The organism is Modicisalibacter ilicicola DSM 19980, from assembly GCF_900128925.1.
Classification (GTDB): domain Bacteria; phylum Pseudomonadota; class Gammaproteobacteria; order Pseudomonadales; family Halomonadaceae; genus Modicisalibacter; species Modicisalibacter ilicicola.
Window position 1 is genome coordinate 90,652 of sequence record NZ_FQUJ01000012.1, and the last position, 24,772, is coordinate 115,423.

A 24,772-nucleotide genomic window follows, 5' to 3' on the forward strand; every position below is an offset into this window, starting at 1 on the left:
GAGCGCTCGCTCATGAGGCGACCTCCTCGGCGCGGGCCTGCAGGCGCTGGGCCAGGCGGCTCAGGCGCGGTTCGATGCGCTTGAGGCGTCGCGTGCCGGGCGCCGCCTCGTCGCGGTCGATCAGGTAGCGGTTGTGGAACAGCAGCAGCACATCCGACTCCGGGTTGGGAAAGGCGCCGACGATATGGATGCGGTTGTTGTCGCAGGCGTCGAACAGCTTCTCGACGTTGTGATAGGCCAGGGTGCCGATCTCGTCGATGGGCCAGTGGATGGCCACCTCGGCCTGGCCACGCAGCAGTCGGGTGAAGGCGAGCAAAAACTTGCACAGGATCAGGTAGGCCATGCCGTGGCTGGAGGACTCCAGCAGCTGGCGGTCGTTCCTGATGATCAGATCCGTGCCGCCCTCGTTGAGATGCAGCTCCAGGCGCAGGAGGCTCTCGAAGCTGTACTGCTGATCACTGCGCAACAGCTCCACTACATCGGCCAGGGCATCGAGGTAGTCGTCGCCGGGCAGCGGCTGGCCGGAGTCGCGCCATTCGCGGTAACGCTGGGCGAAGCGCTTGAGCGGCTCCCAGAAGCCGAGCTCGTCGATGGTCGACTGGATCTTGACCTCGGCGCGGCCGATGCCCTCCAGGCGCAGGTCGTCGGCCACCTCGTCGGAGAGCCGTCGGCTCTGGGCGTTGATGCGCCGGTTGAGGTCGCGGAACACGGTGAAGAACTTGTCGAGGTCGTCGCTCAGGTTGCGCCCCTCCTGCAGCAGCTGCTGCTGTTGCCCCTCGAGCAGCTGGAGCATGTCGGCGATCACCGGCAGCAGCCGGCGTGGGCTCTCGCCCTCGAGCTTGGCGCGCTCGGCCTCGAGCATGTCGCGGAAATCGGCGCTGGCCCCCTTGATCAACTCGGACTCGATCTTCTCGCAGCCGCGGCGCAGCTCGTCCAGGCGCCGGGCGTGGTCGGCCAGCCCCTGGCGGGTACGTTCGATGCGCTCGCTGGCGTCCCCTGGGGCCTCGCCACGGGGCCCCGGGGCGGGCTCGAGGCTCAGGGCCTCGAGCTTTGAGAGCAGCGGGGCGAGCGTCTCGACCAGCGCCTGCTCGGCGTCGCGCCTGGCCTTGAGGTCACGGATCGTGGCCTGGTGTTCCTGGCTGGCCGTCCGGAAGTCGGCCTTGTGCTGTTCGCGCTCGCGTTCGGCGGCCTGATGCTCGCGGGAGAGCTCGGCTTCCCTCTCCACCAGGCGCGGCTTGCGCTCCCCCCACTCCACCCGCATGAAGTGACGGTATTCCCTCAGTTCATCCTCGCGCTCGGTAGTCTGGCGAATGCGTCTGGCCAGTGCCTCCAGGCGTGAGCGGGTCTCGCGGACGGTGACCGGGTCGACGCCCTGCTCGGCCAGCTCGCGGTCGAAGGCGGCCTGCAGCTCGTCGCGCTGGCGGCGGTTCTCCGCCTTGTGGTCGTCCAGCTGGCGGCGGTGCTGGGCGATCTGCTGGTCGACGCCGGCCAGCCGTCCCTGGAAGTCGGCGGACAGTTCCAGGCGCTGGGCACGGTGGCCGTCGGCCAGGGACTCCAGGGCCTGGCGCCGTTCGTCGCGCAGCGCCTGCTGCGCGGCCTCCTGCTCTTCGAGCGCCTCGCGGCAGGCGGCCTGACGCGCCTTCTGCGCGGCGGCGTGGCGCTGCTGGCACTGGCTGCGCGCCTGCAGGGCATAATCGACCTCCTCGGCGGCGCGACGACGAATGCCCCTGGCGCGGTCGAGACGTGCATCGCTCTCCTGTACCCCGTGGTGGCAGGCGCGGAGTCTCTTCTCGGCGCCCTTCTCTGCCTCCTGGGCCTCGCCCAGTGCCTCGTCGGCGGCCTCGATCTCGGCCAGCAGGCTGGCCTCATCCTGGGCATGGTCGGGCAGCGCGATGGCGGCCAGGTCCAACGCCAGCCCATAGAGGTCATCGCTGGCGTCCTCGTTGAGCTGGGGCGCCAGGTCGCGACGCTCGAGGAGTTCGGGAGCGATCACCTTGCCCAAGCCCTGCTCCCACCCCGGCCGATGGTGGCGCAGGAAGTGGCGCAGGCTGCCCTGGGCGGGATCGCGCTGGATCAGCAGGGCGTCGCGATGCGCCTCGGCCCGGGAACGCTGCGCTCGGGCTCTTTCCAGCTCGCGCTCGGCGGCCTCGCGTTCCTGCCTGCGCTCATCGAGTTCGGCTCGCACGCTCTCCATCGCGGCGGAAGCAGCACCCTGTTCGCTCTGGGCCTGGTCGACCCGGGCCTGGGCCTGCTCCGCCTCGCGGGTCTCCTCCGGGGTCTGGGCACCATGGGAAAGCTGCGCCCTGAGCTCGGATAGCCGAGCGGTGATCTGATCCAGGCGGGTGCGAAAGTCGTCCTCCAGGGCCTGGCGGCGAGCCTGGTAGTCCGCGTCCAGGCGACTCTCGGCCTCGTTCTGCTGGTCGCGACAGGCTTCCTTTTCCTCGCCCAGCGCATCGATCAGCGCCTGGAGCTCATCACGACGCTGCTCGAGAAGATCGCCCAGCTCCACCAGACGCGCCTCCAACTTGGCCCTGCTCTCCTTCACCGCCTGCTGCATCAGTTCCAGGTGGTCGCGCAGTTGTTGCTGCTGGTCGCGCCATTGGGGCAGCGCCTCGAGATCCTGTTCGAGGCCCGGCATATCGGCCTCTTCGAAGGCCTCGAACCGGCGCTGCAGGTCGTCGAGGTCGGCTCGCGCCTTGCTCAGCTCGCTGTCGAGCTCGCTGAGCCTCTCGTTGAGCACCTGACCATGTTCGTGATAGGCCTCCTCCCGTGCCTGGAAGGCACGCTGCCGGTTCTGGATCTGCGCCTCGAGGTCTGCGCTCTCGCGATCGGCGCGGTGGCGGTCGGCCTCGAGCTGGGGACGCAGCTGCCATAGTGCGGTCTCGATGTCAGCGATCTCGCGATCGAGGCTCTTCAGGGCAGAAAGCGAGCGCTGCAGGGGCTCCAGGCGCATCGACTGACGCATGCGGTCGATCCACTCCCGCGCCTTGGTGTTGCGGATACGGGTCACCGGCAGCTCGACGCCGTCGTCCTCGAAGATCGCCGCCAGCATGGTCTTGAGGGTGTCCATCTTGCCCTCCTTGGCGTGCACCGCCGAGACCAGCTTCTCCATATGGCGGATGCGCTGCCCGGGGCGCACCAGGCTATAGCGGGCGGCATACTGACGCAGTTGCAACGCCTCGCGTCGATTGCCTTGATTTTGAGAGAAATCATTCTGGATCACCGCGCGGTATTCCGAGGTGGCGCCCAGCTTGTTGGAGATCGAGATGCCCTGACGGCGCAGGCCGTTGGCCCACTGGGCGTAGTCCAGGGCGGTGACGCCGACCTCGCTCTCCACGAGGTAGTCCTCGGGACGGTAGGGGGCCCCGACGAAGCGATACTCGACGCCACCATCGCTCTTGCGTGTCAGCACCGCCTGGCAGATGTCGTCTCCTTCGCGGCGGTACTCGTAGACGAGATAGCTGTTGCGGTGCGGTAGATAGAAGGCGTCGAACTTGAGCCGGGTCTTCGGCACCACCTTGTTGGGCTGCTCGCCATAGAACACCGGCACCAGACGCTGCAGGGTGGTCTTGCCCGACGCATTGGTGCCACAGATGTTGGTGTGGCCTTCCACACTGAGTTCTACCACGCCCTCGAGGTGGCCGTGAATCATCACTATGCGTCGCAGGTGAGCCATGCTGCATCCTTGATTAGTTAACGCCTTGTGCAACTGCGCCATTATGCCAAGAGGCAGCCGCCGGGTCATGAACGGTGGCATCTTTTCGTCCTACTCTGGAGTGACTCCTCAGGTCCGCCCCGAACTCTCTCCGGCACCCACGCCGCCGGCGATCAGGTGGGCCGTGCGCAACGGCTCGGGAATCGCGCCGTTGATCGCCGTGGCACGTATCACCGCGCCGGCCTCGTCGCGATCGAGCCCCCGGCGCTGGACGTACACGCCGGCCAGCGGCTCCATCGGCCCGAGCCGCTCGACCAGCGCCCATTTGCGCGCACCGTCGGGAATATGCTCGAGCAACGCGCGGCGCATGGCCTCGCGCCGAGGGGCATGACGGGCGACCACCAGCACCGGGATGCCCAGCGCCTCGTGCAGTCGTTCGACATCGACGACGTTGAACCCTGCCAGGGCGATGCCCTGCAGCAGCACGAGCTGAAGATGCCCGGCAAACTTGGACTCCTTCACCAGGCGGGTCAGTTCTCGTGTACTGTCGTCGCCATCGCGGCGCACCTTGCCGGAGACGACGCCCTCCAGGCGCGGACCGGAATAGATCGCGCCGACGATGCTGACGTCGCCGCGATGGTCGCGGGAAAAGGGACAGTCGTCGAAACCGACGATATGCGAGAACGGCGTGGTGCAGGAATCGGTCATCGAGGGCGGCGGCCGGGCAAGAATCGCTTCAGCATCATCAGGCCATGGGTGGGCAAGTACAAGGCGATCGGCCAGATCAGCATCAGCCCCAGCAGGTACATCAGCGGGTCGAGGGTCTCCTGGGGGCGACCGAAAGGCCCCTGTACCCAGTTGATGTTGCGCTCCGGTTCGGTGAAGGCCAGGGAAAGCGGCAGCACGATCCAGGTCAGCGCCGTCTGCAGCCACAGGCCACGACGGTCGTAACCCAGCTTCCACACGCCATAGGCGGCCACCAGCGGCAGGAACAGGTGAAACAGCGAGAGCAGACGAAAATAGAGCGGCATCTCGGCATTGAACATGTACTCGGTACCGCCGATCGGGTGCACGCCGATCAACAAGGCACTGCCGACATCCAGCGCCCAGAACACCCCGACCACGAATACCGCGAGCAGCTGGGCGGACATCAGCAGACGATTCTCGCACCACAGGGCGACGAGGATCAGGAAGCTGGCCAGGTCACACAGCCAGAGGAAGTTCTGCCACCCCAGCTTGACGAAATAGCTGGTCGCCCAGACGGCGACCCAGAGCGTGAAAACCAGCTTGATCCAGAGCGGCAGGCGCGATGGCACGAGTACTCCTGCATGAGTTCGCGAGGTTCGGCTATCGGCATAACCCCCAGCTACTACCAGCTTTCACCGAAGGGGCGCAAATCGAGCTCGAAGGTCCAGGCGGAGCGTTGCTGGCGTGTGAGGAACCAGACGCTGTCGGCGATGGCGTCGGCGTCGAGAAAGAAATCGTCAGACTTGTCGGGCATCGCCCTGCGGGTACGCGGCAGGTCGACGACGCCGTCGATCACCACATAGGCGACATGGATGTTTTCAGGGCCCAGCTGGCGCGCCAGCGATTGCGCCAGGCTGCGCTGTGCCGCCTTGGCCGAGGCGAAGGGCGCCGTGCCGGCGCGACCGCGCAGCGCGGCCGAGGCGCCGATGACGACCAGACTCGCCTGATCATGCTCGCGCAGCTGGTCGAGCACGGCCTGGGTCGTCGCCGCCAGGCCATAGCAGTTGACCCGCCAGGTATCCTCGAACTCCTGGAGCGACGCTTCTTCGGCGCTCTTGAACACCCCGGCGCCGGCGTTGTAGAGCAATACCGAAATCGGCCCAAGCCGCTCGCGAATCCGCGCAAAGACTTCGCCCGCGCGCTCACCATCGGTGGCATCGTAGCGATAGGCGTAGGCGCCGGGGTATTCGCCTTCCAGCACCTCCAGGCGATCGACATCTCTCGACAGCATCGCCACCTGATAGCCTTCCCGGGTGAAACGACGCACCAGCGCCAGGCCGTTGCCCGGGCCGATACCGACGACGGCGCAGACCTTGTTCATGATCTCTCTCCTTTATTCGGCATACCGGAAATGCTCGCGAAACCAGTGGCCGGCGTGGGACTGCACTGCCTCCAGCGTGCCCGGCTCCTCGAACAGGTGAGAGGCGCCGGGCACGATGCGCAACTCGCAGGGCGCATGCAGGCGCGCCTCGGCCTGCCGGTTGAGCTCGATCACCTGGGTGTCCTGGCCCCCCACCAGCAATAGCGTCGGTGCCTTGACCCCAGGCAAGGCCTCCCCTGCCAGGTCCGGCCGCCCACCTCGCGAGACCACCGCCCGAACCGCGTCGGGACGCTCGGCGGCCGCGATCAAGGCCGCCGCCGCTCCGGTGCTGGCACCGAACAGCCCGATGGCCAGGTCACGCGTCTCGGGAGCCTGGGCAACCCAATCCACCGCGCCTGTCATGCGTCGACCGATCAACTCGATGTCGAAGCGCAATTCACGGGTGCGCTCGTCGATCCGGTTCTCCTCGGCAGTCAGCAGGTCGAACAGCAGCGTGGCGAAGCCCTGCTCGCTCAGGTTGTGGGCCACTTGCTGATTGCGCGTGCTGAATCGGCTACTGCCGCTGCCATGAGCAAAGACCACGATGCCCAAGGGCGTGTACGGTAGGATCAGTTCACCCTCGAGTTCGGCCCCGGCGGCTTGCAGAGCGATAGCGCTGGAGGTCATGAGCATCTCCTGGCGGGTCGACGGTCGCAGCGTAATGATCATCCTTGAGTGTAGTCAGCGCCCCTGCCGGCGGTCGAGGCGATCGCGTCATGACAGATGCAGCCTCTCATCCCGCTACGCGAAACCCGCGCGGCGCAACCCATCAAGGTAGTGGGTCCTATCGGCATCGTGCCGGTAAGGATCCAGGGCGAGCAGCCAGTCGAGGCAACTCATGTGCTTCGGGAAGGCGCCTCGGGCCAATTGGTAGCGATAGTGGCGATAGACGGTGTCTCGGTGGCTGACCGCCCGTTCCGGCTGGCCGAGATGGGCATGAGCCGCGGCGATAACGGCCGGTGTGTTGCAGAAGGCCTGGGGAGCGGAAGCCATGATATCGATGGCTTCCTGGTAGTGACGGGCACTGAAGAAGGCGATGCCGGTCATGCCGGCATGCCACTCGGGGCGATAGGGGGCCAGGCGCAGCGCCTTGCGAGCCGCCTCCACCCCCCGTGCGGGCTCGCCGATCAAGGCCAGGGCAAAGGAGGCATGGGCGAGCACGTCAGCATCGTTGGGGTTGAGTGTCAGCGCCAGCGAAAGCTCTCGGTTGGCGCTGTCATAGCGTCGACTGTACAGCTCGGCCAGACCCAGCATGCAGTGGGCGCGGTGATCGTGCTCATCCAGGGCGACGGCCTGGCGAGCGAATTCCAGTGTTTCCTGGCGGAGAAAGGCCCAGTGATTCCAGGAAAAGCACGCCCATTCATTGAGATGGGCAAGGGCAAGGCCGACATAGGCCCGAGCGAACCGGGGGTCCCTGGCCAGCGCCTGCTGGAAGTAGCGCCGCGCCTCGTGTATGGCGGCTAGATCGGGGCGCCGCAGGGCGCTCCACCCACGCAGCCAGAGATCATAGGCATGCCAGTCCTGGGGTGGCTTGCGCCGCATCGCCTCCAGCCGGTCGTCCTCGATCCGTCCGATCAGGTTGCCGACGATCTGTGAGGCGATATCGTCCTGCACGGCGACTATCTCGTCGAAGCCGCAGTCGTAGCGTTCGGCCCATACCTGGCGGGCGCTGGCGGCCTGCAGCAGACGAGCGGTGAGCCGGAGTGCGTCCCCCCGGCGTCGGAACTGTCCCTCGAGAAGATAGTCCACCCCGAGTTCGATGCCGATTTGCGCCGGTGTGGCTGGCGCATCCCGATATGCCAGGGCACTGGCGGGAGCGATCACGACAAGTTCGCGAAAGCGGCCCAGCTCGGTGGCGATATCCTCCGCCAGGCCGACGCCGAGGTGGCAATGCAGGCCAGCCGTTTCGTCAGGGCGAAACGCCAGCACCGCCAGGGCAGGATAAGCGGCATCCGTGGCACGGTGTCGAGCACGCGTCGCGGCAGCGGCTTCGATGACGGTGGAGCGTTCAGGCAGGTCATCCCTCTCCCGGACCAGATCGTTCGTCGTTTCGGCCTCGCTGGGCAGCAGGGCCAGCAATTCGGCCTTCAACCGCTCGGTTTCCGGTGCCGGGGCAACGCCGAGTTCGTCGGCAAGCCGTTGACGACAGCGTCGATACTGTTCCAGGGCTGTACCGATGCGGTCCTGGTAGAGATAGAAACGGATCAAGGTACGCTGTACGCCCTCGTCCAATGGATCGATTGCCAGCAGGCGTAGCGCGAGCTGGATACCCGGATCGATGGCGCCGGTAACCACGTAATGCGCGAGCAGTCGATGCATCAGTTGCTGCAGCGCCTCGTCCAGATGCAGGCGATGGGCCATCAACCAATCCTCGAAGGCCTCTCCGGCATCGTTCATGCCTTCCAGGAACGGTCCTCGATACAAGGCAAGTGCCTGCTCCAGCGTCTCCGGCGTGCCATCGGCCAGCCAGCGTTCGAACGCTTCCACGTCCACCACGGCTGCGCCGGCTTCCAGGCCGATCTCCCGGGAGTTGATCATCAGGCACTCTCGTGCCTCCAGGGGCAACGCCTGCTGGAGCCGTGAGAGCGCCTTGCGCAGGTTCGCACGCGCCTGGGATTCGGGCATATCCTCCCACAGCAGCCCCGCCAGCTTGCTACGCAAATGCCACCGGCCAGCACCCATCGCCAGGTAGGCAAGCAACGCCTCGACCTTGCGGGTGGGAAACCCGAGTCGCCGTCCCTCGGCGGCATGACAGGCGAACTCTCCGAGCAATGAGACTTGCAGAGCTGACATGACGGCTACCCCCTGAAGATCAGCCTAGATGTCGCTGCCCTGCATGACCAAATGAAATGTCACGCCCATGTCACGGCCCGAGGACGCCCACCTGATATAGGTTGTGAATGTCACCCAAACAACCACAAGCCATCAAGCAGAGGTGTGTCATGACAACGCCAAGCAATCGACAAGCCGATCAGACTGCCCCCCTGCCATCGGAGACGATACAGGCCTTCGCAGAGGGCCTGCGCGGCGAACTGATCCAACCCCATGATGCGCGCTACGACGAGGCACGGCGGGTCTACAACGCGATGCACGATCGATGCCCGGCGCTGATCGTCCGCGCCGCCGATGTGGCGGACGTGATGACCAGCGTCGCCTTCGCCAGGCAGCATGAACTGCCGCTTGCCGTTCGCGGTGGCGGTCACAGCGTTCCCGGTTTCGGCACCTGCGACGACGGGCTGGTGCTCGACCTCGGCCGGATGCGCGGCATTCGCGTCGAGCCCGAGGCGCGGCGGGTTCACGCCGAAGGAGGCTGTACCTGGGCGGATCTCAATCACGCCACCGCCGCCTTCGACCTGGCGACCACCGGCGGTATCGTCTCCACCACCGGCATCGCCGGCCTGACCCTGGGCGGTGGTCTGGGCTATCTTGCCCGCCGTTGCGGGCTAGCCTGCGACAACCTGCTGTCGGCGGATGTGGTCACCGCCGAGGGCCGCTTGCTGACCTGCAGCGAAGAACGGCATCCGGAACTGTTCTGGGCGCTGCGCGGGGGCGGTGGCAATTTCGGGGTGGTGACCAGCTTCGAGTACCGGCTGCACGAGGTGTCCGACATCTTCGGCGGGCCGACCTTCTACCCCCTCGAGGGCGACGTGCTGCGCCGCTATCAAGAGTTGATCGCCGAGGCGCCGGAGGCCTTGGGCGCGATCCTTGGTATCACCCTGGGGCCACCGCTGCCCTTTCTGCCCGAGCGGTGGCACGGCCAGCCGGTGGCCGTGGTACTGACCTGCTGGAGCGGGCCGGCGAGCGAGGACGAGACGATACGCGAGCGTCTCGAAGGCCTCGGTCCCGTGCTGGGGCAGCTTGTCCAGCGCATGCCGTACCCGGCGATCAACACCCTGTTCGACGAACTGCTGCCCGCCGGGCTCCACCACTATTGGAAGGGCTGTTTCACCCGGCAGCTGACCGACGAGGCGATCGCGGTGCATCTCGACCATGGCAGCCGGATACCCTGCCTGCAGACCGCGACGCTGCTGTTTCCCATCGACGGCGCCTGCCGGCGTGTCGCCCCCGAGGCCACGGCATTTGCCTACCGGGACGCCAATTTCGCCACGGCGCTCGGGCCGAGCTGGCCGGACCCTGCCGACAGCGAGCGCAATCTCGCCTGGGGCCGCGACTACTACCAGGCCCTGCGGCCCCACTCGGAGGCGGGCGGCTACGTGAACTTCATGTCCGGGGACGATCAACCCCGGGTGCGAGACAACTATCGGCAGAACTACGACCGGCTGGCCAGGATCAAGGCCCGCTTCGATCCGACCAACCTGTTCCGGCTCAATCAGAATATCGAACCGCTGCCTTGATGTTGTTGCAAGCCATTAGGGAATTGCTGAATAAATCGCCGAGCGAAATAAGCGGGCGTCGCTACGCTGCAAGGCGCACGGAGCGCAGAAAACGAGACATAACATGGGGTTAGGCGAGTTTCGACCGGGCTGGCGCACCAGCACCGCGCAACGCAGTAATTCGTTCGTGTAGGCATTTATGCAGTGATTCCTTAGATGCCATCCAAGATCAGGGCGATGCCGACAAGCCCCAGCGTCACGCCGGCCACCCGGCCGATGAGCTCTCCTCCAGGCGCCAGCTTCTCGATGAGGACGAAAGCGGCGATCAGCGCGACCCAGAGCAGGTTCATGACGCCGGCGGTGAACAACAGCAGCATCAAGGCCCAGCAGCAGCCGACACAGTAAAGCCCATGCTCGGCGCCCATCCGGAAGGCGCCTTGCGCCCCCGGCCGCCAACGGAACAGGAAGAACTGCAGCGGTGCGCGACATTTTTCCAGGCAGGCGTTCTTGACCGGAAGCCACTGGTAGAGGCCGGCGGCGATGAACAGGCTACCGCTCAGCAGGGTGCTCGCCGAGGTCATGGCGGGTGTCAGCAAGCGCCAGGTTTCGAAGGCGGCCTGCAGGACTGTCGCCGCCAGGCTGAAGGCGGTCCAGACAGCGAGATATCCCAGCGCGAAGACCCACACGGACGGCAAGCCGGGGGCGTTCTCTCGGCTCTTTTTCGCCATCGAGCCGTAGAGCAGGATGGCCGGTGCCGCACTGGGCAGCATCATGGCGACCATCATCACCGCCCACATGACGAAGGTGAGCAAGAGCGGGCCGACATTCCAGGCGCTGTCAGCCGCCTCGACGGAGCCCGGCCCCGCCATCTCGCCCATCATCGCATCCATGCGATAAGCCTCGACGCCAAGATAAAGCCACGCAAGCGCCGCCAGGGCGAGCAGGCCGGCGAGCGCAACGTAGCGCTCGCGTGACCAGCCGTTGCGGATATTTGCCAAGGTCATCGGTAACGACTCCCAAGCGCTATCGACGCTTATCCCGCCCAGGAAAAGGGCGCAAAGTGGCCGTTTCTCAGCCCGCTGGCGTCTTCCCAGTCGATGCCGAAGGCGTGGAAGCGACTATGGCTCGCGTTCGCCAGGGCCAGTTTCGGCGATACCGGGTGAGCCGTGTTTTCCAGGTAGATCGGTTCGCCTTCCTTCGAGACGCTGGGCACCCCCACCAGGGCCTGGTCGACCAGATCCCCTGCCTTGACGGTGCGATTCAGCCCGTCAGTTTCGAAGGTGATCGATCGTTTCTCGACCCCGGCCATTTCACCGACCAGCGGTGCCAGCGCGGCCATGGGCCCGCCCGCGGCGCCCGAGGCGATCTCGCCGATGGCCTGGGTCTGGGCCTCGTCCGCCTTGTCGTCGATGATGAGGCCGACCTTGATGTTGCCCTCCGCCATGGGCCCGGGTGAGTGCATCAAGACGACGAACGACAGGCCATTCAGGGCCGTGCCGTCCTTGTCGCCATCGTCGATACGCATCGCGATCGCCGCCTTGCAATCGCCCTCGGTGGGTCTGGCGGTCAGGTTCGAACCGATGCAGGGGCAGATGAAGTCGCAGTTGCAGGTCTCCATGTACTGCCCCTCGATATGCCAATTCGCCATGCCTAATTCCTCCTCGAAGGTGCTTATCGATCTCCGCCGAGCCTGACCAGGCAAGACAGGAAGCACCTTGCTGATCCGTGACGTACATGCCCCTCGACGAGCGCATCGATCAGCCTCTCGCTCCCGGTGGCGGTCGCTCGTAGAGGTTTACGTTGCGATCGAATGGGACCCGATGCACGAGAAAGAATGGCACCGAGGATGCCTTTACCGCCAGTTCACGGTCTGAACCCTGCCCGATATAGTTTCTGAACTCCTCGTTGGGGCGCTGGGTCTGCCAGACTTGGAAGAAGAGCAGGACACGAAGAGAGGCCAAGATGACGAACGCGAGCTATCAGCAGTTCTGCCCCGTCGCCATGGCGGCAGAAACGCTTTGCACACGCTGGACGATCGTCCTCTTGCGGGAGCTGGTCGCCGGCTCCACGCGCTTCAACGAGCTTCGGCGCGGCGTGCCGCGCATGTCGCCGGCGCTCTTGTCGAAACGCCTTTGCGAGCTCGAGACCGCCGGGATCATCGTGCGCGAGCAACTGTCGCCGGGGTCGGACATCAGCGTGTATCGACTGACACAGGCCGGCCGGGATCTTCAGCCGGTCATCGAGGCCATCGGCATCTGGGGCCAGAAATGGGTCGAGACCGAGCCGTCGCTAGAAAACCTCGATCCCGAACTCTTGATGTGGGACATGCGGCGCAATCTCGACACCGAGCCGGTGCCGGCGGACCGGACGGTGATCGAGTTCATCTATCCTGAGCTGCCGGCGTCCCAGCGCAAATGGTGGCTGCTCGTCGAGCCCGATCGCAGCGTCGATCTCTGTCACATCGATCCGGGCTTCGATGTGGACCTCTACGTCTCGGTCGATCTGCGCACGATGACCGAGATATGGATGGGGCTGAAGACCGTCACGCGGGCGGTCGAGAATGGGAAACTCACCATCATCGGCCGTCGCGATCTGGCCGATGCCATGCAGGCCTGGCTGGGGCTCAGCCCGTTTGCCAAGGTGAGAAAGCTGGCCACTTGAGAACCTCATCTCAGGGGGTGAATTCCACGCCCAACGACGAAGAACCCTAAAAAACCTCTCGGCACGTTACTCCGCCATGCTGACACCGGATCCGCCAATGTCGTCGGGGAGGTCCCTGAATTTCTGCAGTCCATCGTGGATCCGCAGCACGGCCTCCTGGTAGTGCACGTGAACGCCGGGTGTGAACCGGAGTTCGGGCAGGATCGCCGCGTAGACATCCGTCAGGCCGAGCTCCGGGTGTTCGGTGAGGATGTGCCCGCCACAGGTCCTGCACCATTTGCGGTGGCTTTGCGGTGTCTTGTGGTAGGAGCCGATGTTGTCCTCGCCCCTGATGATGCGAACGGCTTCCGGCTTCCATAGGGTAAAGGCGTTTATCGGTCCCGCGGACCAGTGCCTGCAGGAATCGCAATGACAGTAGCCCATGGCCTCCGGCTCGCCGTTGACCGCCAGTTGCACGGCGCCACAGAAGCAGCTTCCTGTATAGGTGGTGTTGCTCATGATCCGTCTCCCCATCGTATGCGTGGATTGTGTCCGTCGAGCGGCTTGCCCTTCGGCCCGCCGCTTTGTGCATGGGTCGAGTATTCCTCAGTCACGTCTTTTCGCGTAGTGGCTGGAGCGACACAATACAGAGGTGATCCTGACATCGGAGTTGAAGGATGATTGATGTCACCGTGGTTCTGGTGGAGGGTGGGATGCCGTCGACCGCCGTTGCTCCGGTGGAGGTGTTCAGCATGGCCGGCGTGCTTTGGAACACCATGCGAGGTGAGCCGGTGGAGCCGCATTTCCGGGTGCGCACGGCGTCCCAGGATGGCCAGCGGGTGTCCACGGCCGTGAGCCTGAACCTGGAGCCGAGCTTTGCCATTGCAGACGTGGAGTCGACCGATCTTATCATCGTCTCCGCGGTGGGCGCGGATCTGGAATCCGCCTGTCCGGCCAACACGGCGCTTTACCCGTGGCTGCGGAAGTGGCACGAGCATGGCGTCACCATTGCCGGTGTCTGTGCGGGTGTAGCGCTGCTCGCCGAGGCCGGCATCCTGGATGATCGCCCAGCGACGACTCACTGGGGCGTGGTTGATACGTGCCGACGTCGGTATCCGCGAGTCCACTGGCAGCCGGAGCGGTTTTTGACGGAAAGCGACAATGTGCTGTGTAGCGGCGGCGTATATGCCTCCGTTGATATCAGTCTCTATCTGGTCGAGAAACTCTGCGGCCACAGGATTGCCATGGAGACGGCCAAGGCGCTGTTGCTGGAGACGCCGCGTGTCTGGCAGGCCGGGTACGCGGCGGAACCACCCGAGGTGTCGCATGAGGACAGCCAGATCCGGCGAGTGCAGGAATGGCTGTTTCACAATTTCAACGAACCGGTCCGGATAGATGCTCTGGCCGGGCGCGTGGGCATGAGCCCGCGGAACTTTGCCCGGCGTTTCAAGGTGGCTACCGGAGAAACGCCTACAGGCTACCTGCATCGCCTGCGAATCAATGCCGCCCGCCATCTGCTGGAAAACGAGCAGCAGACGATTCAGCAGGTGAGCCGTGCCGTCGGCTATGACGACCTGGCTTTTTTCCGGCGGGTGTTCAAGCGCTATGTGGGGTCACCGCCGCAGCGATACCGGAAGCGCTTCGAGATCCGCCCGCCCGAGAACGTGGCTATCGCCGGGCGTGCCCCGCATCGGTGAACCGGTGCGGGGCTACCCACCGGCTACAACACAGAACAAACGATTTCTTTTGTATAGGTACTTACCCTGGTTGCACTGCTGGTTGTACTGATAGTGCTAAGCCATCCTTTCTAGGCTGAAAATGAGGAGCGGGATATGACAAGAAGACAACCCACGCCTGCGGCAATGGCTCGATAGGAGCGAGAGCTTGCCCAGCCCCCAAGGGATAACCTGGTTATCGAGACTGGGCCATTTCGTGTTGCGCGGCCAGGGCAAGAAAGGCCGAACGGCTGAGATGGCGCGCTTGGGCGGCTTCGTCGATCCGGGCCACCAGACACTCGGGCAGGCTGACATTCACACGCACCGCGCGAGTGCGGATTCTTGACAGGTCGATGTCGAGCAGCATCCAGTATCCCCCCTGGAAGCGCTCGTCGTCCTGCCACTCTTCCGGGGCCGACGGCGCGGGGATGGCCATCTCCTCGCCGTCGTAATACACCTCGACCGCCTCTTGGGCCATGCGCGGTAGATCGGCCAGCTCGTCCGCCGCTGAAAAGCACCCCGGGAAATCGGGAAAGGTGACACCGTAGGCGCTGTCGGCATCCTTGTGAACGTAAGCGGGATAGAGCATTTTTACCTCCAGACCCAGCCGGCTTGGCGATAGATGTTGCGCAGCGTGCCGATGGCGATGTCCTTGCGAGGATCGGGAACGACCACATGCCCTGGAGATCCAGGATGCTTGAATTTCATGTGATCGCCCTTGCCGCCGACGTGTTGCCAGCCTTCGGCCTTCAATCGCCGGATGACGTCTGCGCTTTTCCTGTTGTGTAGTTTTGCGCAAACATGCTCGTCATGCAAGTGCAGGCGGTATGTCCCTACCGCCCCTCGCCGCACCCGTTGGCCTCGAGGAATAGCGTCCTCCCCTCGACGCCGGTGACCGGCTGGTCGGTGAAGAAGCCGTTCACGCCAAGGCCGAGCAGTTGCACCACCTCGCCGGTGAGGGTCTGGGGGATGCCGTTGGGATGCAGGGTCAGGAACGCTTCCTCGGCGCGCAGGGTGTAGGGATGCACCAACAGGCCGGCATCGATGGCCCGGGCCAGGAAACCGGCCACCTCGCCGGTCAGCCGCGTGGTGATCTCGGCCTCGCCGTCGCCGTCGGCATCGACCGGTTCGTCGAGCGTCTCGCGCAGCAGGAAGCTGTTCTTCCAGGGCCCGATACCCTCGGCGTATTCCTCGGCGATATGATCGAGCACCGCTGCCGACACCAGATCGCCGTAGTCGGTCTCGGCGGTGATGCCCGAGCCGTCGCCGCCGACAAGGCCGTCGAGTCGACCGTAGATCGCCTCGACATCGCCGTTTCCGGCGTTGTAGACCATGTCGTAGGGTGCCGAGAAGCTGCTCTCCGGGGGAGTGTAGGCATTCTCGATGTCGCCATAGAGCTGCACCAGGGGGAGATCGACATCGAAGCTCGGCATGATGTCGTTCTGCAGTTCGATCAGGTTCTCGAACTCGAAGGACTGGATGAACACCCGTTCGGGGTCGGTGAACTCCTGCGCCACCAGGGTCTCGATCAGCCTCTTGCCGAGGGACATCTCGATGGCCCCGCCGTCGAGGAACTCGCCCTCCTTGGCGAAATAGGTCGGGTGCTTGGTTTCCGGGTAGATGCCGACCTTTCGCTGGGTCCGCTTTTCCAGGTCGCGTACCAGGGCGATGACCTCCTCGAGGGTCGGGATCTCGAACTGGCCATCGAATGTCGTGTTCTCCGGGCGGGTGTCGGGAATGCGCTCCTCGGCGCGCAGCGTCTTGATCTCCTCGAGGGTGAAGTCCTCGCTGAACCAGCCGTTGACCGACACGCCGTCGATGACCTTGGTCGTCTCGCGATCGGCGAACTCCGGGCGTTCGTCCACGTCCGTGGTGCCGCTCAGTTCGTTCTCGTGGCGCACGATGAGCACGCCGTCCTTGGTTGCCACCAGGTCCGGCTCGATGAAGTCGGCCCCCTGCTCGACGGCGAGCTCGTAGGCCTCGAGGGTGTGTTCGGGGCGAAACCCACTGGCTCCTCGGTGGCCGATGACGATGGGCATTTCCGCTTCGGCAAGGCAGGCATCCGCACGCGCCTTGGCCTCGGCGAATATCGGTGCCGCGGGCAGGGCCAGCAGGGGAATCAGGGCCAACGAGGCGCTAGCCACGATAGTCTGAGATTGCATGACGGTATTCTCCTGGTGTCATTTATTGTCGTTTCCTATTCATTACCAATACCGTGGCGCCTGAGCTTGGTGGCGATCGACGGTGGCAACACCTGAGAAGAAAGGATAGTCGGCGACTTGTGACATCACGATGTCCTCACCTATCGCCAAGCCCCGGCGCTGTACTACGAGAGCGAGGATCTGCCTACACTGTAGGAATGGGTGGATAAGGACATCACTTTCCCTATGCCGCCAGAGGAGTCATGCCATGAGCCAACTTTCCGAGCAATCCTGCGAAGCCTGCAGCGCCGATGCACCCAAGGCCACCCGGGAGCAGATCGAGGCCTTTCGGCGCGACATTCCCGATTGGCAGTTGATCGAGCGCGATGGCATCATGCAACTGGAACGTGTCTTCACGTTCCGCAACTTCAAGCAGGCCCTCGCCTTCACCAACCAGGTGGGTGACATCGCCGAGGAAGCCGGCCACCATCCGGCGCTGCTCACCGAATGGGGCAAGGTCACCGTGACCTGGTGGTCCCATGCCATCAAGAGCCTGCACAAGAACGACTTCATCCTGGCCGCCAGAACCGACGAGGTAGCAGAGTCCAATGTTCGAGCAGATTGAGCGGGTGCCCGGGGATGCCATCCTCGGGTTGATCGAGGCCTTCAACAAGGACACCAATCCCCAGAAGGTCGATCTCGGTGTCGGGGTCTACCGCGACGCCCGGGGCAACACCCCCATCATGCGGGCCGTCAAGGAAGCCGAGGCGCTGCTGCTGAAGAACGAGACCACCAAGAGCTACATCGGCTCCCACGGTGATCCCCGCTATGGCGAGGTCACCCTGCCCCTGGTGCTGGGCGCCGACTCGCCGGTACTAGCCGAGAAACGCGCCAGCGCGACCCAGTCCCCGGGCGGCACCGGGGCCTTGCGCCTGGCCGCCGACTTCATCAAGTCCAAGCTTCCCGGCAAGGATATCTGGGTCTCGGACCCGACCTGGCCCAACCACCTGGGCATCTTCCCCGCTGCCGGCCTGACGCTGCACAAGTATCCCTACGTCGACAGCGACAACCGCCTCGATTTCGACGGCATGCTGGGCGCCTTGAAGCAGATCCCCCAGGGCGACGTCGTGCTGTTGCACGCGTGCTGCCACAACCCGACCGGCTTCGATCTCACCCGGGAGCAGTGGCAGCAGGTGCTCGAGGTAGTTCGCGAGCGCGGCCTGCTGCCCCTGATCGACTTCGCCTACCAGGGCTTCGGCGACGGCCTCGAGGAAGACGCCTACGGCGCCCGCTTGATGGCCGAAAATCTCGACGAGGTGCTGATCACCAGCTCCTACTCGAAGAACTTCGGTATCTATCGGGAGCGTACCGGCTGCTTCATTGCCATCGCCAAGAACACCGAGCAGATGGAGAACGTGCGCTCGCAGATGGCCATCGTCGCTCGCGAGAACTACTCCAACCCGCCGGCCCACGGCAGTGCCATCGTCTGCGAGATTCTCACCTCCGCGGAACTGGCAGCGGTGTGGCGCGACGAGCTGACCGAGATGCGCGATCGCATCAACGGCCTGCGCCGGGATTTCGTCGAGGCGCTCAAGCCCCACGGCCTGGACGGCACCTTCGCCCACGTGGCCGAGCAGCGCGGCATGTTCTCCTATACCGGCCTCAAGCCGGATCAGGTCGACCGGCTGCGCGACGAGTACGGTATCTACATGGTGCGCTCCGGGCGAGCCAATGTCGCCGGCCTGTCGAGCGAGAATCTACCCTACGTGACCGAGGCGATCGCCGCCGTATCGAAATGACGGCCGTTTGACGCATGCAGGATGCCAGAACGCCCGGAGCGGTTCCCTCGAACGCCTGGGCGTTTCTGTGTCGAGGCATGAGCAGCCTCGCCCCCTACTGGCGAAAATGGTTGATATACCACGGCATGGCCTGGCGGATGCCTTCGACCACCGTGTGCGTCGGCACATAGCCGAGCTTGCCCGCCGCCTTGCTGATATCCGCCTGGGAGTGGCGCACGTCTCCCGGCCGAAAATCCCCATGGACGGGCGGCCTGTCGTAGTTCACCCCCTGCTCGGCCAGCGCCTCCCGCAGGTAGGAAAACAGCTCATTGAGCGTGGTGCGTCCGTTCACCGCCACGTTGAACACGTCACTGCCCGCTTCACCGTCTACTTCCGTATCCGCCAGAGCCGCCAGCAGATTGGCCTGCACGGCATTCTCGACGAAGCAGAAGTCGCGGCTGGTCTCGCCATCGCCATTCACCTGGACCGACGCATCGCTGAGCATTGCCGCAGTCCACTTGGGGATCACTGCCGCGTAGGCACCTTCCGGGTCCTGGCGCGGGCCAAAGACATTGAAGTAACGCAGGCCCGCCGTTTTCACGCCATAGCAGCGCGAGAATACCTCGGCGTAGAGTTCGTTGACGTATTTGGTCACTGCATAGGGCGACAATGGCTTGCCGATGCGCTCCTCCACCTTGGGCAAGGCCGGATGGTCACCGTAGGTCGAACTCGACGCCGCATAGACGAAGCGTTCGATGCCGGCCTCCTTGGCGGTCACCAGCATGTTGAGAAAACCATCGATGTTGGCGGCATTGGTGGCCAGCGGGTCATTCAAGGAGCGCGGGACCGACCCCAGCGCGGCCTGGTGCAGCACGTAATCCGCCCCCTCCATGGCTCGCTGGCAATCGCCCAGTACCCGTATGTCCCCTTCGTGAAACCTGAATCTCGCCCACTGTTCGGGGCTTACCAGGCCCCTCACCTCGTCGAGGTTGCGCCGGTGGCCCGTGGCGAAGTTGTCAAGCCCCACCACGCTTTGATCCAGCTTGAGCAATCGCTCCAGCAGATTGGAACCGATGAAGCCCGCCACGCCAGTTATCAGCCAGGCCCTCGGTCTTGCTGCCAGTTCCGCCTGCACCCGTTCAAAAGTCGTCATATTCGCCTAATCCATAATCCCAGAACCGGTTTTCACCACCTCGATACGCCTTGTCCACCCTTCGACCTCTGCCCGGTGTGCTTGCTCCTCGTCAAGGCCACTGCTGCCAAGCACTTGATTCTTCACCCTCACCGGATTAACAAACTAACCCAAGAAAAGCCTTCTAAATTTAGAAAATTGAGCTTGGGATGGAAGGCACAGGCGCCTACCATAGAAAACAAGCTAACAAAAAGATACTCTATGAAACAATAGTAGACCGTTCAGCATTCACCAGGCCAGTCATGACATGAATGGCGCCTCGATGCACTTGGTCTGCCAATGGCTCCAGCAGAAAATTTTCGGACGTAACGAAAAGGTCACATCGAACGAAATCTTTGCCATACTGGCAAACATGCAGGGTTGTCGACAAAGACAATAGTGGCTTCTCGTTCAATTTGACTAAAAAAATAATAAATAAGTGAAATTTATTAACTGAAAAACAGTGCCTGTCTAGAGGGCAAGAACAATGAAAATATTCACGCACTTTCCTTTGAAAAATGCATAGGATGAACTGCCGGGTCGAAAAAAATGTTGTGAGATACGGGGTTATCTTTCACGACCGGATCGCGAGGAGATACCCCCAAAAGGACATCGACCGCTGCCTTGATAGCATTCGCGGCTTGCGCAGGCATTTATAAGGAAATGAAGAATATGCTTTCACTCTTTAGACGGATGTTTCGCCTGCCACGCACCTACAAACGCATCATCCAAGTGCTGGTCGACACGCTTCTGCTGACCACCAGCTTCATTCTGGCCATGCTGTTGCGGCTGGATAGCTGGACCCCTCTCTACGAAGAGCGCACCTGGCTCATGGTCGCGGTCCTGATACCGTTGAGCCTGCTCATTTTCGTTCACCTGGGCTTTTATCGTGCCGTGGTTCGCTACATGAGCCAGAAGGCACTGCATGCGATCCTGCTTGGCGTCCTGGGTTCGGCGGCCGCCATGGCCATCATCAGCTACTGGCTGGATCTGCCCATACCGCGTTCGGTGCCCATCATCTACGCCATGCTGGCCCTGCTGACCATCGGCGGTGTCCGCGCAATACTGCGCGGGCTGTACCAGCGTAGCCTGATGCGCCACAAGACATGCGTCGCGATCTATGGCGCCGGTGCCGCGGGCTCCCAGCTGGTCGCCTCGCTGCGCCATGGCCAGGAGTACGTTCCGGTATGCTTCATCGATGATTGGCGAGGCATGCGCGGCACCCTCGTCGAGGGGCTCAAGGTCTACGCGCCCAGCGAACTGCCTCGCCTGATCAAGGAATATGGCGTCAAGCGCGTGCTGTTGGCCATGCCCAGCGCCTCTCTCGGCCGGCGCCGCGAAATACTGAAGATGCTCGAGCCGCTGGCGGTGCCCGTACAGACCGTTCCGGGCATGGCTGATGTGATCGCCGGTCGTGCGCGCATCAACGAGATCCGCGACGTCACCGTCGAGGACCTGCTGGGTCGGGACCCGGTACCACCGAACCAGGCGCTGCTGGATGCGAACATCCGCGACAAGGTGGTGCTGGTGACCGGGGCGGGGGGGTCCATCGGTTCCGAACTGTGTCGCCAGGTACTGCAACAGCGCCCGCGGCGGCTCATCCTCTTCGAAGTCTGCGAATATTCGCTCTACCAGATAGAGAAGGAGTTGCTGCAGTTCTCCAAGGCCGCCGGACTGGCGATACCGATCAAGGCGCTCCTGGGCTCCGTGCAACAGCGGCAACGCCTGGAGGGCGTGATGCGCGCCTTCAGGGTACAGACCATCTACCACGCGGCTGCCTACAAGCACGTTCCCCTTGTCGAGCACAATGCCATAGAGGGCATTCGCAACAATGTCTTCGGCACCCTGGAAACCGCGAAAGCCGCCATGGCCTGCCAGGTCGAAACCTTCGTCCTGGTATCCACCGACAAGGCCGTTCGCCCCACCAATGTCATGGGCACCACCAAACGTCTCGCGGAACTCATTTGCCAGGCCTTCGCCCGAGAACAGCACACCACCCGCTTCTGCATGGTCCGCTTCGGCAATGTCCTGGGTTCCTCCGGGTCGGTGGTCCCCCTGTTTCGCAAGCAGATCCGCGAAGGCGGCCCCATCACCGTTACCCATCCGGACATCACGCGCTACTTCATGACCATCCCCGAGGCGGCTCAGCTGGTCATCCAGGCCGGCGCCATGGGCAATGGGGGCGATGTCTTCGTTCTCAACATGGGAGAACCCGTCAGGATCAGCGATCTGGCGAAGCACATGGTGCGCCTGTCGGGTCTCGAGGTGCTGAGTGCGGATTCTCCCGAGGGGGATATCGAGATCGTCTACACGGGGTTGCGTCCGGGCGAAAAGCTCTTCGAGGAGCTGCTGATCGGTGACGATGTCACCGACACCGCCCATCCAAGGATCATGGCGGCCCATGAAAGCCATTGGGAATGGAGCAAGCTGGAAGGGTTCCTCCAGCAGTTGCAGGACGCCCTCATCCAGGTTCGTCATGACCGTATCCGGGAATTGCTGCTCGAGGCGCCTGCCGCCTACCACCCGCAAGAGCAGATCGCCGACCTGGTGTGGATCGAGGAGAAGGCCCTCCCCGCTTACGAATCGGAAGTCGACGGTGTCGAGGTCAGACAAGCGCCGGAAACGAAGACCGCAACGTTCGATCTGGAGGAGCCGATACCCTCCTCGACCGATTGGACCGTCAGTGCAAGGCAGCGCTAGCGCTTTGCATCCAAGCCACAGCCCGGACATAGAACGATGGATAGGACAGTCAGCATGGACAAGATACGCTTGGGCATCATTGGACTCGGCTACGTTGGCCTGCCACTGGCGGTGGAGTTCGGCAAGAAACTGCCCACCACCGGCTTCGACATCAATGCACAGCGCATTGCCCAGTTGAACGACGGGATCGACCTGACGCTCGAGGTCGAGCCGGAGTTACTGCGCGAAGCGACCAAGCTGACGTTCACCAGCGAACGCGAGGCATTGCGTGATTGCAACGTGTATATCGTCACGGTGCCCACTCCCATCGATGAACAGCATTGCCCCGACCTGAGGCCTTTGCTGAAGGCCAGTGAGACACTGGGCAGCGTCATCACCCGGGGGGACATCGTCATCTATGAATCGACCGTCTATCCGGGGGCTACCGAAGAGGACTGCATTCCCGTGATCGAGCGGATTTCGGGGCTGACCTACAACACCGACTTCTTTGCCGGCTATAGCCCCGAGCGCATCAACCCGGGCGACAAGGAGCACCGGGTCACCAGCATCCGCAAGGTGACCTCCGGCTCGACGCCCGAGGTGGCGGCCTTCGTCGATACACTTTATGCCTCTGTCATCACCGCAGGCACGTTTCAGGCGAGTTCCATCCGTGTCGCCGAAGCGGCCAAGGTCATCGAGAACACTCAGCGTGATGTGAACATCGCCTTGATCAATGAATTGGCGGTCATCTTCAATCGACTGAACATCGATACCGAAGAGGTGCTCGAGGCCGCCGGCACGAAATGGAATTTCCTGCCCTTCCGCCCGGGGCTAGTGGGTGGGCATTGCATCGGCGTGGACCCCTACTACCTGACCCACAAGGCACAGCAGGTGGGTTACCACCCCGAGGTGATCCTGTCCGGTCGGCGCATCAATGATGGCATGGGGGCCTACGTTGCCGGTCAGCTCATCAAGCAGATGATCAAGCAGCGCATTCATGTGCAGGGCGCGCGTGTACTGATACTTGGGCTGACCTTCAAGGAAAACTGCCCGGACCTTCGCAACACGCGGGTCATCGACATCATCAAGGAACTCGGTGATTACAATGTCGCCCTTGATGTATACGACCCCCTGGCCAACAAGGACGAAGCCATGCACGAATACGGCATTCGCCCCATAGATCAGCCAGCGGTCGGGGCCTACGACGCGATCATTCTGGCGGTGGGCCACCGTGAATTCTGCGACCTGGGGATCCGGCGCCTGCGCGAATGGGGCAAGCCGGCCCATGTACTCTACGATCTGAAATATGCCCTTCCACGAGGCGCCGCCGACCTGCGCCTGTGAGGAGCACCATGGATCGCCGGTACTGCCAGCACTGAACTCATTCGCCAGGGACGAGCGTCAAGCGTGATGCATATTTGCAAATTACAAGATAAAGAAAATCATGAAAATATTGATCATCGGCAACATGGGCTACGTTGGCCCTGCGGTCGTGCGCGAGCTGGCCTTGCGCCACCCCTCGGCGATCCTGCACGGTTACGATACGGGGTATTTCGCGCACTGCCTGACCGGAACTCGATACCTGCCCGAACGGCATCTCGAGCGGCAATTCTTCGGCGATGTCCGTGCCATTTTGCCCGACCTCCTCGAAGGCTACACCGCGGTGGTACAGCTGGCCGCGATTTCCAATGACCCGATGGGCAGCCGCTTCGCCACGGCCACGGCAGAGATCAATCAGCACGCCAGCGTTGCCATCGCTCGGGCAGCGGCTCAAGCGGGCGTAGGCCATTTTGTCTTTGCGTCCAGCTGCAGCATCTACGGTATCGCTCATGGCGCCCCTCGCCGCGAGACCGATGCCGTCGCCCCCATCACGGATTATGCCAAGTCCAAGGTGCGCACCGAACTGGCCCTCGCGAGCATCGAGAGCGAGATGGTCGTTACCAGCCTGCGCTTCGCGACCGCCTGCGGGATGTCCGATCGCTTGCGCCTGGACCTGGTGCTCAACGACTTCGTCGCCGGCGCACTCGCCCAGGGCGAGATCACCGTGCTCAGCGATGGAACGCCGTGGCGCCCCCTGATCGATGTCGCCGACATGGCCAGGGCCATCGACTGGGCGATACAGCGACCGGCCGACAACGGTGGACGAATACTGAATATCAATACGGGCTCCAACGAGCGCAACCATCAGGTGCGAGACCTGGCCGCCGCCGTTGCCGATGCACTGCCCGGGACATCGGTAAGCATCAACACCGCGGCGCCCGTGGATAGCCGCTCCTATCAGGTCGACTTCAGTCTGTTCGCCAGGCTGGCCCCGGATCACCAGCCGCAGATGACACTTTCGCAATCGATCGAGGCCTTGATCGATGGGCTCAGGGCCATGGATTTTGCCGACCCCCGGTTCCGTTCATCCTCACTCGTACGCCTTCGAGTCCTGCAGGAACATATCGACGAACGCCGCCTGACCGAGGAGCTCAGGTGGCAAGGCGGTCAAGCGAGCCCCCAGGACGGCAGAGCGTCTCGTCCCCTCGTCCATTCCTAGAACAATAAAGGAA

At 63.4% G+C, this 24,772-nt stretch carries 21 protein-coding genes; 8 read left to right on the top strand and 13 right to left on the bottom strand.

What is annotated here, in order from left to right; all coding sequences use genetic code 11:
* Positions 1–10: 10 nt before the first annotated feature.
* From BUA41_RS13620 to BUA41_RS13645, 6 genes are all read right to left on the bottom strand, one after another.
* Positions 11–3,676, bottom strand: coding sequence for an ATP-binding protein (locus BUA41_RS13620; RefSeq protein WP_072823779.1), 3,666 nt, complete (start codon positions 3,674–3,676; stop codon positions 11–13).
* A 108-nt stretch (positions 3,677–3,784) separates the two neighbouring features.
* A complete protein-coding gene (locus tag BUA41_RS13625; RefSeq protein ID WP_072823781.1) occupies positions 3,785–4,363 on the bottom strand; it encodes an endonuclease dU in 579 nt (192 codons plus the stop codon).
* Entirely contained in the window at positions 4,360–4,971 is a 612-nt protein-coding gene (locus BUA41_RS13630) for a hypothetical protein (protein WP_072823783.1), read from the bottom strand. Before BUA41_RS13630 ends, BUA41_RS13625 begins: the two co-directional genes overlap by 4 nt.
* A 53-nt stretch (positions 4,972–5,024) precedes the next feature.
* The gene (locus tag BUA41_RS13635) at positions 5,025–5,723 is read right to left on the bottom strand and encodes an SDR family NAD(P)-dependent oxidoreductase (protein WP_072823785.1); all 699 of its coding nucleotides are present in this window, start codon (positions 5,721–5,723) and stop codon (positions 5,025–5,027) included.
* 12 nt (positions 5,724–5,735) lie between these two features.
* On the bottom strand, positions 5,736–6,389 hold the full coding sequence (locus tag BUA41_RS13640; protein ID WP_072823787.1) for a dienelactone hydrolase family protein: 654 nt from the start codon (positions 6,387–6,389) through the stop codon (positions 5,736–5,738).
* A 114-nt stretch (positions 6,390–6,503) separates the two neighbouring features.
* Entirely contained in the window at positions 6,504–8,555 is a 2,052-nt protein-coding gene (locus tag BUA41_RS13645; RefSeq protein ID WP_072823790.1) for a BTAD domain-containing putative transcriptional regulator, read from the bottom strand.
* A 149-nt stretch (positions 8,556–8,704) separates the two neighbouring features.
* On the opposite strand from BUA41_RS13645, the gene BUA41_RS13650 reads away from it, so the two are divergent.
* A complete protein-coding gene (locus BUA41_RS13650) occupies positions 8,705–10,117 on the top strand; it encodes an FAD-binding oxidoreductase (RefSeq protein ID WP_072823792.1) in 1,413 nt (470 codons plus the stop codon).
* A 191-nt stretch (positions 10,118–10,308) separates the two neighbouring features.
* On the opposite strand, the gene BUA41_RS13655 is transcribed toward BUA41_RS13650, so the two are convergent.
* Both BUA41_RS13655 and BUA41_RS13660 read right to left on the bottom strand, forming a co-directional pair.
* A complete protein-coding gene (locus BUA41_RS13655) occupies positions 10,309–11,100 on the bottom strand; it encodes a DUF2182 domain-containing protein (RefSeq protein ID WP_072823794.1) in 792 nt (263 codons plus the stop codon).
* Positions 11,101–11,129: 29 nt separating this feature from the next.
* Positions 11,130–11,744: a DUF1326 domain-containing protein gene (locus BUA41_RS13660; RefSeq protein WP_072823796.1), complete on the bottom strand. Its 615-nt coding sequence runs from the start codon at positions 11,742–11,744 to the stop codon at positions 11,130–11,132.
* 314 nt (positions 11,745–12,058) lie between these two features.
* Between BUA41_RS13660 and BUA41_RS13665 the strand changes: the two genes are divergently transcribed.
* A complete protein-coding gene (locus BUA41_RS13665; protein ID WP_072823798.1) occupies positions 12,059–12,757 on the top strand; it encodes a winged helix-turn-helix transcriptional regulator in 699 nt (232 codons plus the stop codon).
* 66 nt (positions 12,758–12,823) lie between these two features.
* Here the strand turns inward: BUA41_RS13665 and BUA41_RS13670 are convergent, their stop codons facing one another.
* Positions 12,824–13,255, bottom strand: coding sequence for a GFA family protein (locus tag BUA41_RS13670; RefSeq protein ID WP_072823800.1), 432 nt, complete (start codon positions 13,253–13,255; stop codon positions 12,824–12,826).
* 158 nt (positions 13,256–13,413) lie between these two features.
* Between BUA41_RS13670 and BUA41_RS13675 the strand changes: the two genes are divergently transcribed.
* On the top strand, positions 13,414–14,433 hold the full coding sequence (locus BUA41_RS13675; protein ID WP_072823802.1) for a GlxA family transcriptional regulator: 1,020 nt from the start codon (positions 13,414–13,416) through the stop codon (positions 14,431–14,433).
* A gap of 214 nt (positions 14,434–14,647) precedes the next feature.
* Here the strand turns inward: BUA41_RS13675 and BUA41_RS13680 are convergent, their stop codons facing one another.
* From BUA41_RS13680 to BUA41_RS13690, 3 genes are read right to left on the bottom strand one after another with little or no spacing between them, the layout of a single operon-like run.
* Positions 14,648–15,040: a type II toxin-antitoxin system HicB family antitoxin gene (locus BUA41_RS13680; protein ID WP_072823804.1), complete on the bottom strand. Its 393-nt coding sequence runs from the start codon at positions 15,038–15,040 to the stop codon at positions 14,648–14,650.
* 2 nt (positions 15,041–15,042) lie between these two features.
* Positions 15,043–15,303: a type II toxin-antitoxin system HicA family toxin gene (locus BUA41_RS13685; protein ID WP_245791925.1), complete on the bottom strand. Its 261-nt coding sequence runs from the start codon at positions 15,301–15,303 to the stop codon at positions 15,043–15,045.
* The gene (locus tag BUA41_RS13690; RefSeq protein ID WP_084671588.1) at positions 15,285–16,613 is read right to left on the bottom strand and encodes a glycerophosphodiester phosphodiesterase family protein; all 1,329 of its coding nucleotides are present in this window, start codon (positions 16,611–16,613) and stop codon (positions 15,285–15,287) included. The genes BUA41_RS13685 and BUA41_RS13690 overlap by 19 nt, the downstream gene beginning before the upstream one ends.
* Before the next feature lie 247 nt (positions 16,614–16,860).
* Here BUA41_RS13690 and BUA41_RS13695 point away from each other — a divergent pair, with 247 nt between their 5' ends.
* A complete protein-coding gene (locus BUA41_RS13695) occupies positions 16,861–17,217 on the top strand; it encodes a 4a-hydroxytetrahydrobiopterin dehydratase (RefSeq protein ID WP_072823806.1) in 357 nt (118 codons plus the stop codon).
* Positions 17,201–18,391: an amino acid aminotransferase gene (locus tag BUA41_RS13700; protein WP_072823808.1), complete on the top strand. Its 1,191-nt coding sequence runs from the start codon at positions 17,201–17,203 to the stop codon at positions 18,389–18,391. Before BUA41_RS13695 ends, BUA41_RS13700 begins: the two co-directional genes overlap by 17 nt.
* Before the next feature lie 94 nt (positions 18,392–18,485).
* Here BUA41_RS13700 and BUA41_RS13705 read toward each other — a convergent pair whose 3' ends face one another.
* Positions 18,486–19,523 (bottom strand): SDR family oxidoreductase, encoded by a 1,038-nt coding sequence (locus BUA41_RS13705; RefSeq protein ID WP_072823810.1) that lies wholly within the window; start codon positions 19,521–19,523, stop codon positions 18,486–18,488.
* A 690-nt stretch (positions 19,524–20,213) separates the two neighbouring features.
* Between BUA41_RS13705 and BUA41_RS13710 the strand changes: the two genes are divergently transcribed.
* From BUA41_RS13710 to BUA41_RS13720, 3 genes are all read left to right on the top strand, one after another.
* Positions 20,214–22,241: a polysaccharide biosynthesis protein gene (locus BUA41_RS13710; protein WP_084671590.1), complete on the top strand. Its 2,028-nt coding sequence runs from the start codon at positions 20,214–20,216 to the stop codon at positions 22,239–22,241.
* A 54-nt stretch (positions 22,242–22,295) separates the two neighbouring features.
* Complete coding sequence (gene tviB / locus BUA41_RS13715) at positions 22,296–23,564, top strand: Vi polysaccharide biosynthesis UDP-N-acetylglucosamine C-6 dehydrogenase TviB (RefSeq protein WP_084671593.1); 1,269 nt, start codon at positions 22,296–22,298, stop codon at positions 23,562–23,564.
* A 100-nt stretch (positions 23,565–23,664) separates the two neighbouring features.
* A complete protein-coding gene (locus BUA41_RS13720; RefSeq protein WP_072823816.1) occupies positions 23,665–24,759 on the top strand; it encodes an NAD-dependent epimerase/dehydratase family protein in 1,095 nt (364 codons plus the stop codon).
* Positions 24,760–24,772 lie beyond the last annotated feature (13 nt).

Coding starts and splice junctions, on each gene's coding strand:
- BUA41_RS13655 (WP_072823794.1), bottom strand. CDS start 11,100: ATGACCTTGGCAAATATCCGCAACGGCTGGTCACGCGAGCGCTACGTT.
- BUA41_RS13650 (WP_072823792.1), top strand. CDS start 8,705: ATGACAACGCCAAGCAATCGACAAGCCGATCAGACTGCCCCCCTGCCA.
- BUA41_RS13625 (WP_072823781.1), bottom strand. CDS start 4,363: ATGACCGATTCCTGCACCACGCCGTTCTCGCATATCGTCGGTTTCGAC.
- BUA41_RS13680 (WP_072823804.1), bottom strand. CDS start 15,040: ATGCTCTATCCCGCTTACGTTCACAAGGATGCCGACAGCGCCTACGGT.
- tviB (WP_084671593.1), top strand. CDS start 22,296: ATGGACAAGATACGCTTGGGCATCATTGGACTCGGCTACGTTGGCCTG.
- BUA41_RS13705 (WP_072823810.1), bottom strand. CDS start 19,523: ATGACGACTTTTGAACGGGTGCAGGCGGAACTGGCAGCAAGACCGAGG.
- BUA41_RS13645 (WP_072823790.1), bottom strand. CDS start 8,555: ATGTCAGCTCTGCAAGTCTCATTGCTCGGAGAGTTCGCCTGTCATGCC.
- BUA41_RS13635 (WP_072823785.1), bottom strand. CDS start 5,723: ATGAACAAGGTCTGCGCCGTCGTCGGTATCGGCCCGGGCAACGGCCTG.
- BUA41_RS13720 (WP_072823816.1), top strand. CDS start 23,665: ATGAAAATATTGATCATCGGCAACATGGGCTACGTTGGCCCTGCGGTC.
- BUA41_RS13660 (WP_072823796.1), bottom strand. CDS start 11,744: ATGGCGAATTGGCATATCGAGGGGCAGTACATGGAGACCTGCAACTGC.
- BUA41_RS13620 (WP_072823779.1), bottom strand. CDS start 3,676: ATGGCTCACCTGCGACGCATAGTGATGATTCACGGCCACCTCGAGGGC.
- BUA41_RS13675 (WP_072823802.1), top strand. CDS start 13,414: ATGATTGATGTCACCGTGGTTCTGGTGGAGGGTGGGATGCCGTCGACC.
- BUA41_RS13690 (WP_084671588.1), bottom strand. CDS start 16,613: ATGCAATCTCAGACTATCGTGGCTAGCGCCTCGTTGGCCCTGATTCCC.
- BUA41_RS13700 (WP_072823808.1), top strand. CDS start 17,201: ATGTTCGAGCAGATTGAGCGGGTGCCCGGGGATGCCATCCTCGGGTTG.
- BUA41_RS13640 (WP_072823787.1), bottom strand. CDS start 6,389: ATGACCTCCAGCGCTATCGCTCTGCAAGCCGCCGGGGCCGAACTCGAG.
- BUA41_RS13670 (WP_072823800.1), bottom strand. CDS start 13,255: ATGAGCAACACCACCTATACAGGAAGCTGCTTCTGTGGCGCCGTGCAA.
- BUA41_RS13710 (WP_084671590.1), top strand. CDS start 20,214: ATGCTTTCACTCTTTAGACGGATGTTTCGCCTGCCACGCACCTACAAA.
- BUA41_RS13665 (WP_072823798.1), top strand. CDS start 12,059: ATGACGAACGCGAGCTATCAGCAGTTCTGCCCCGTCGCCATGGCGGCA.
- BUA41_RS13695 (WP_072823806.1), top strand. CDS start 16,861: ATGAGCCAACTTTCCGAGCAATCCTGCGAAGCCTGCAGCGCCGATGCA.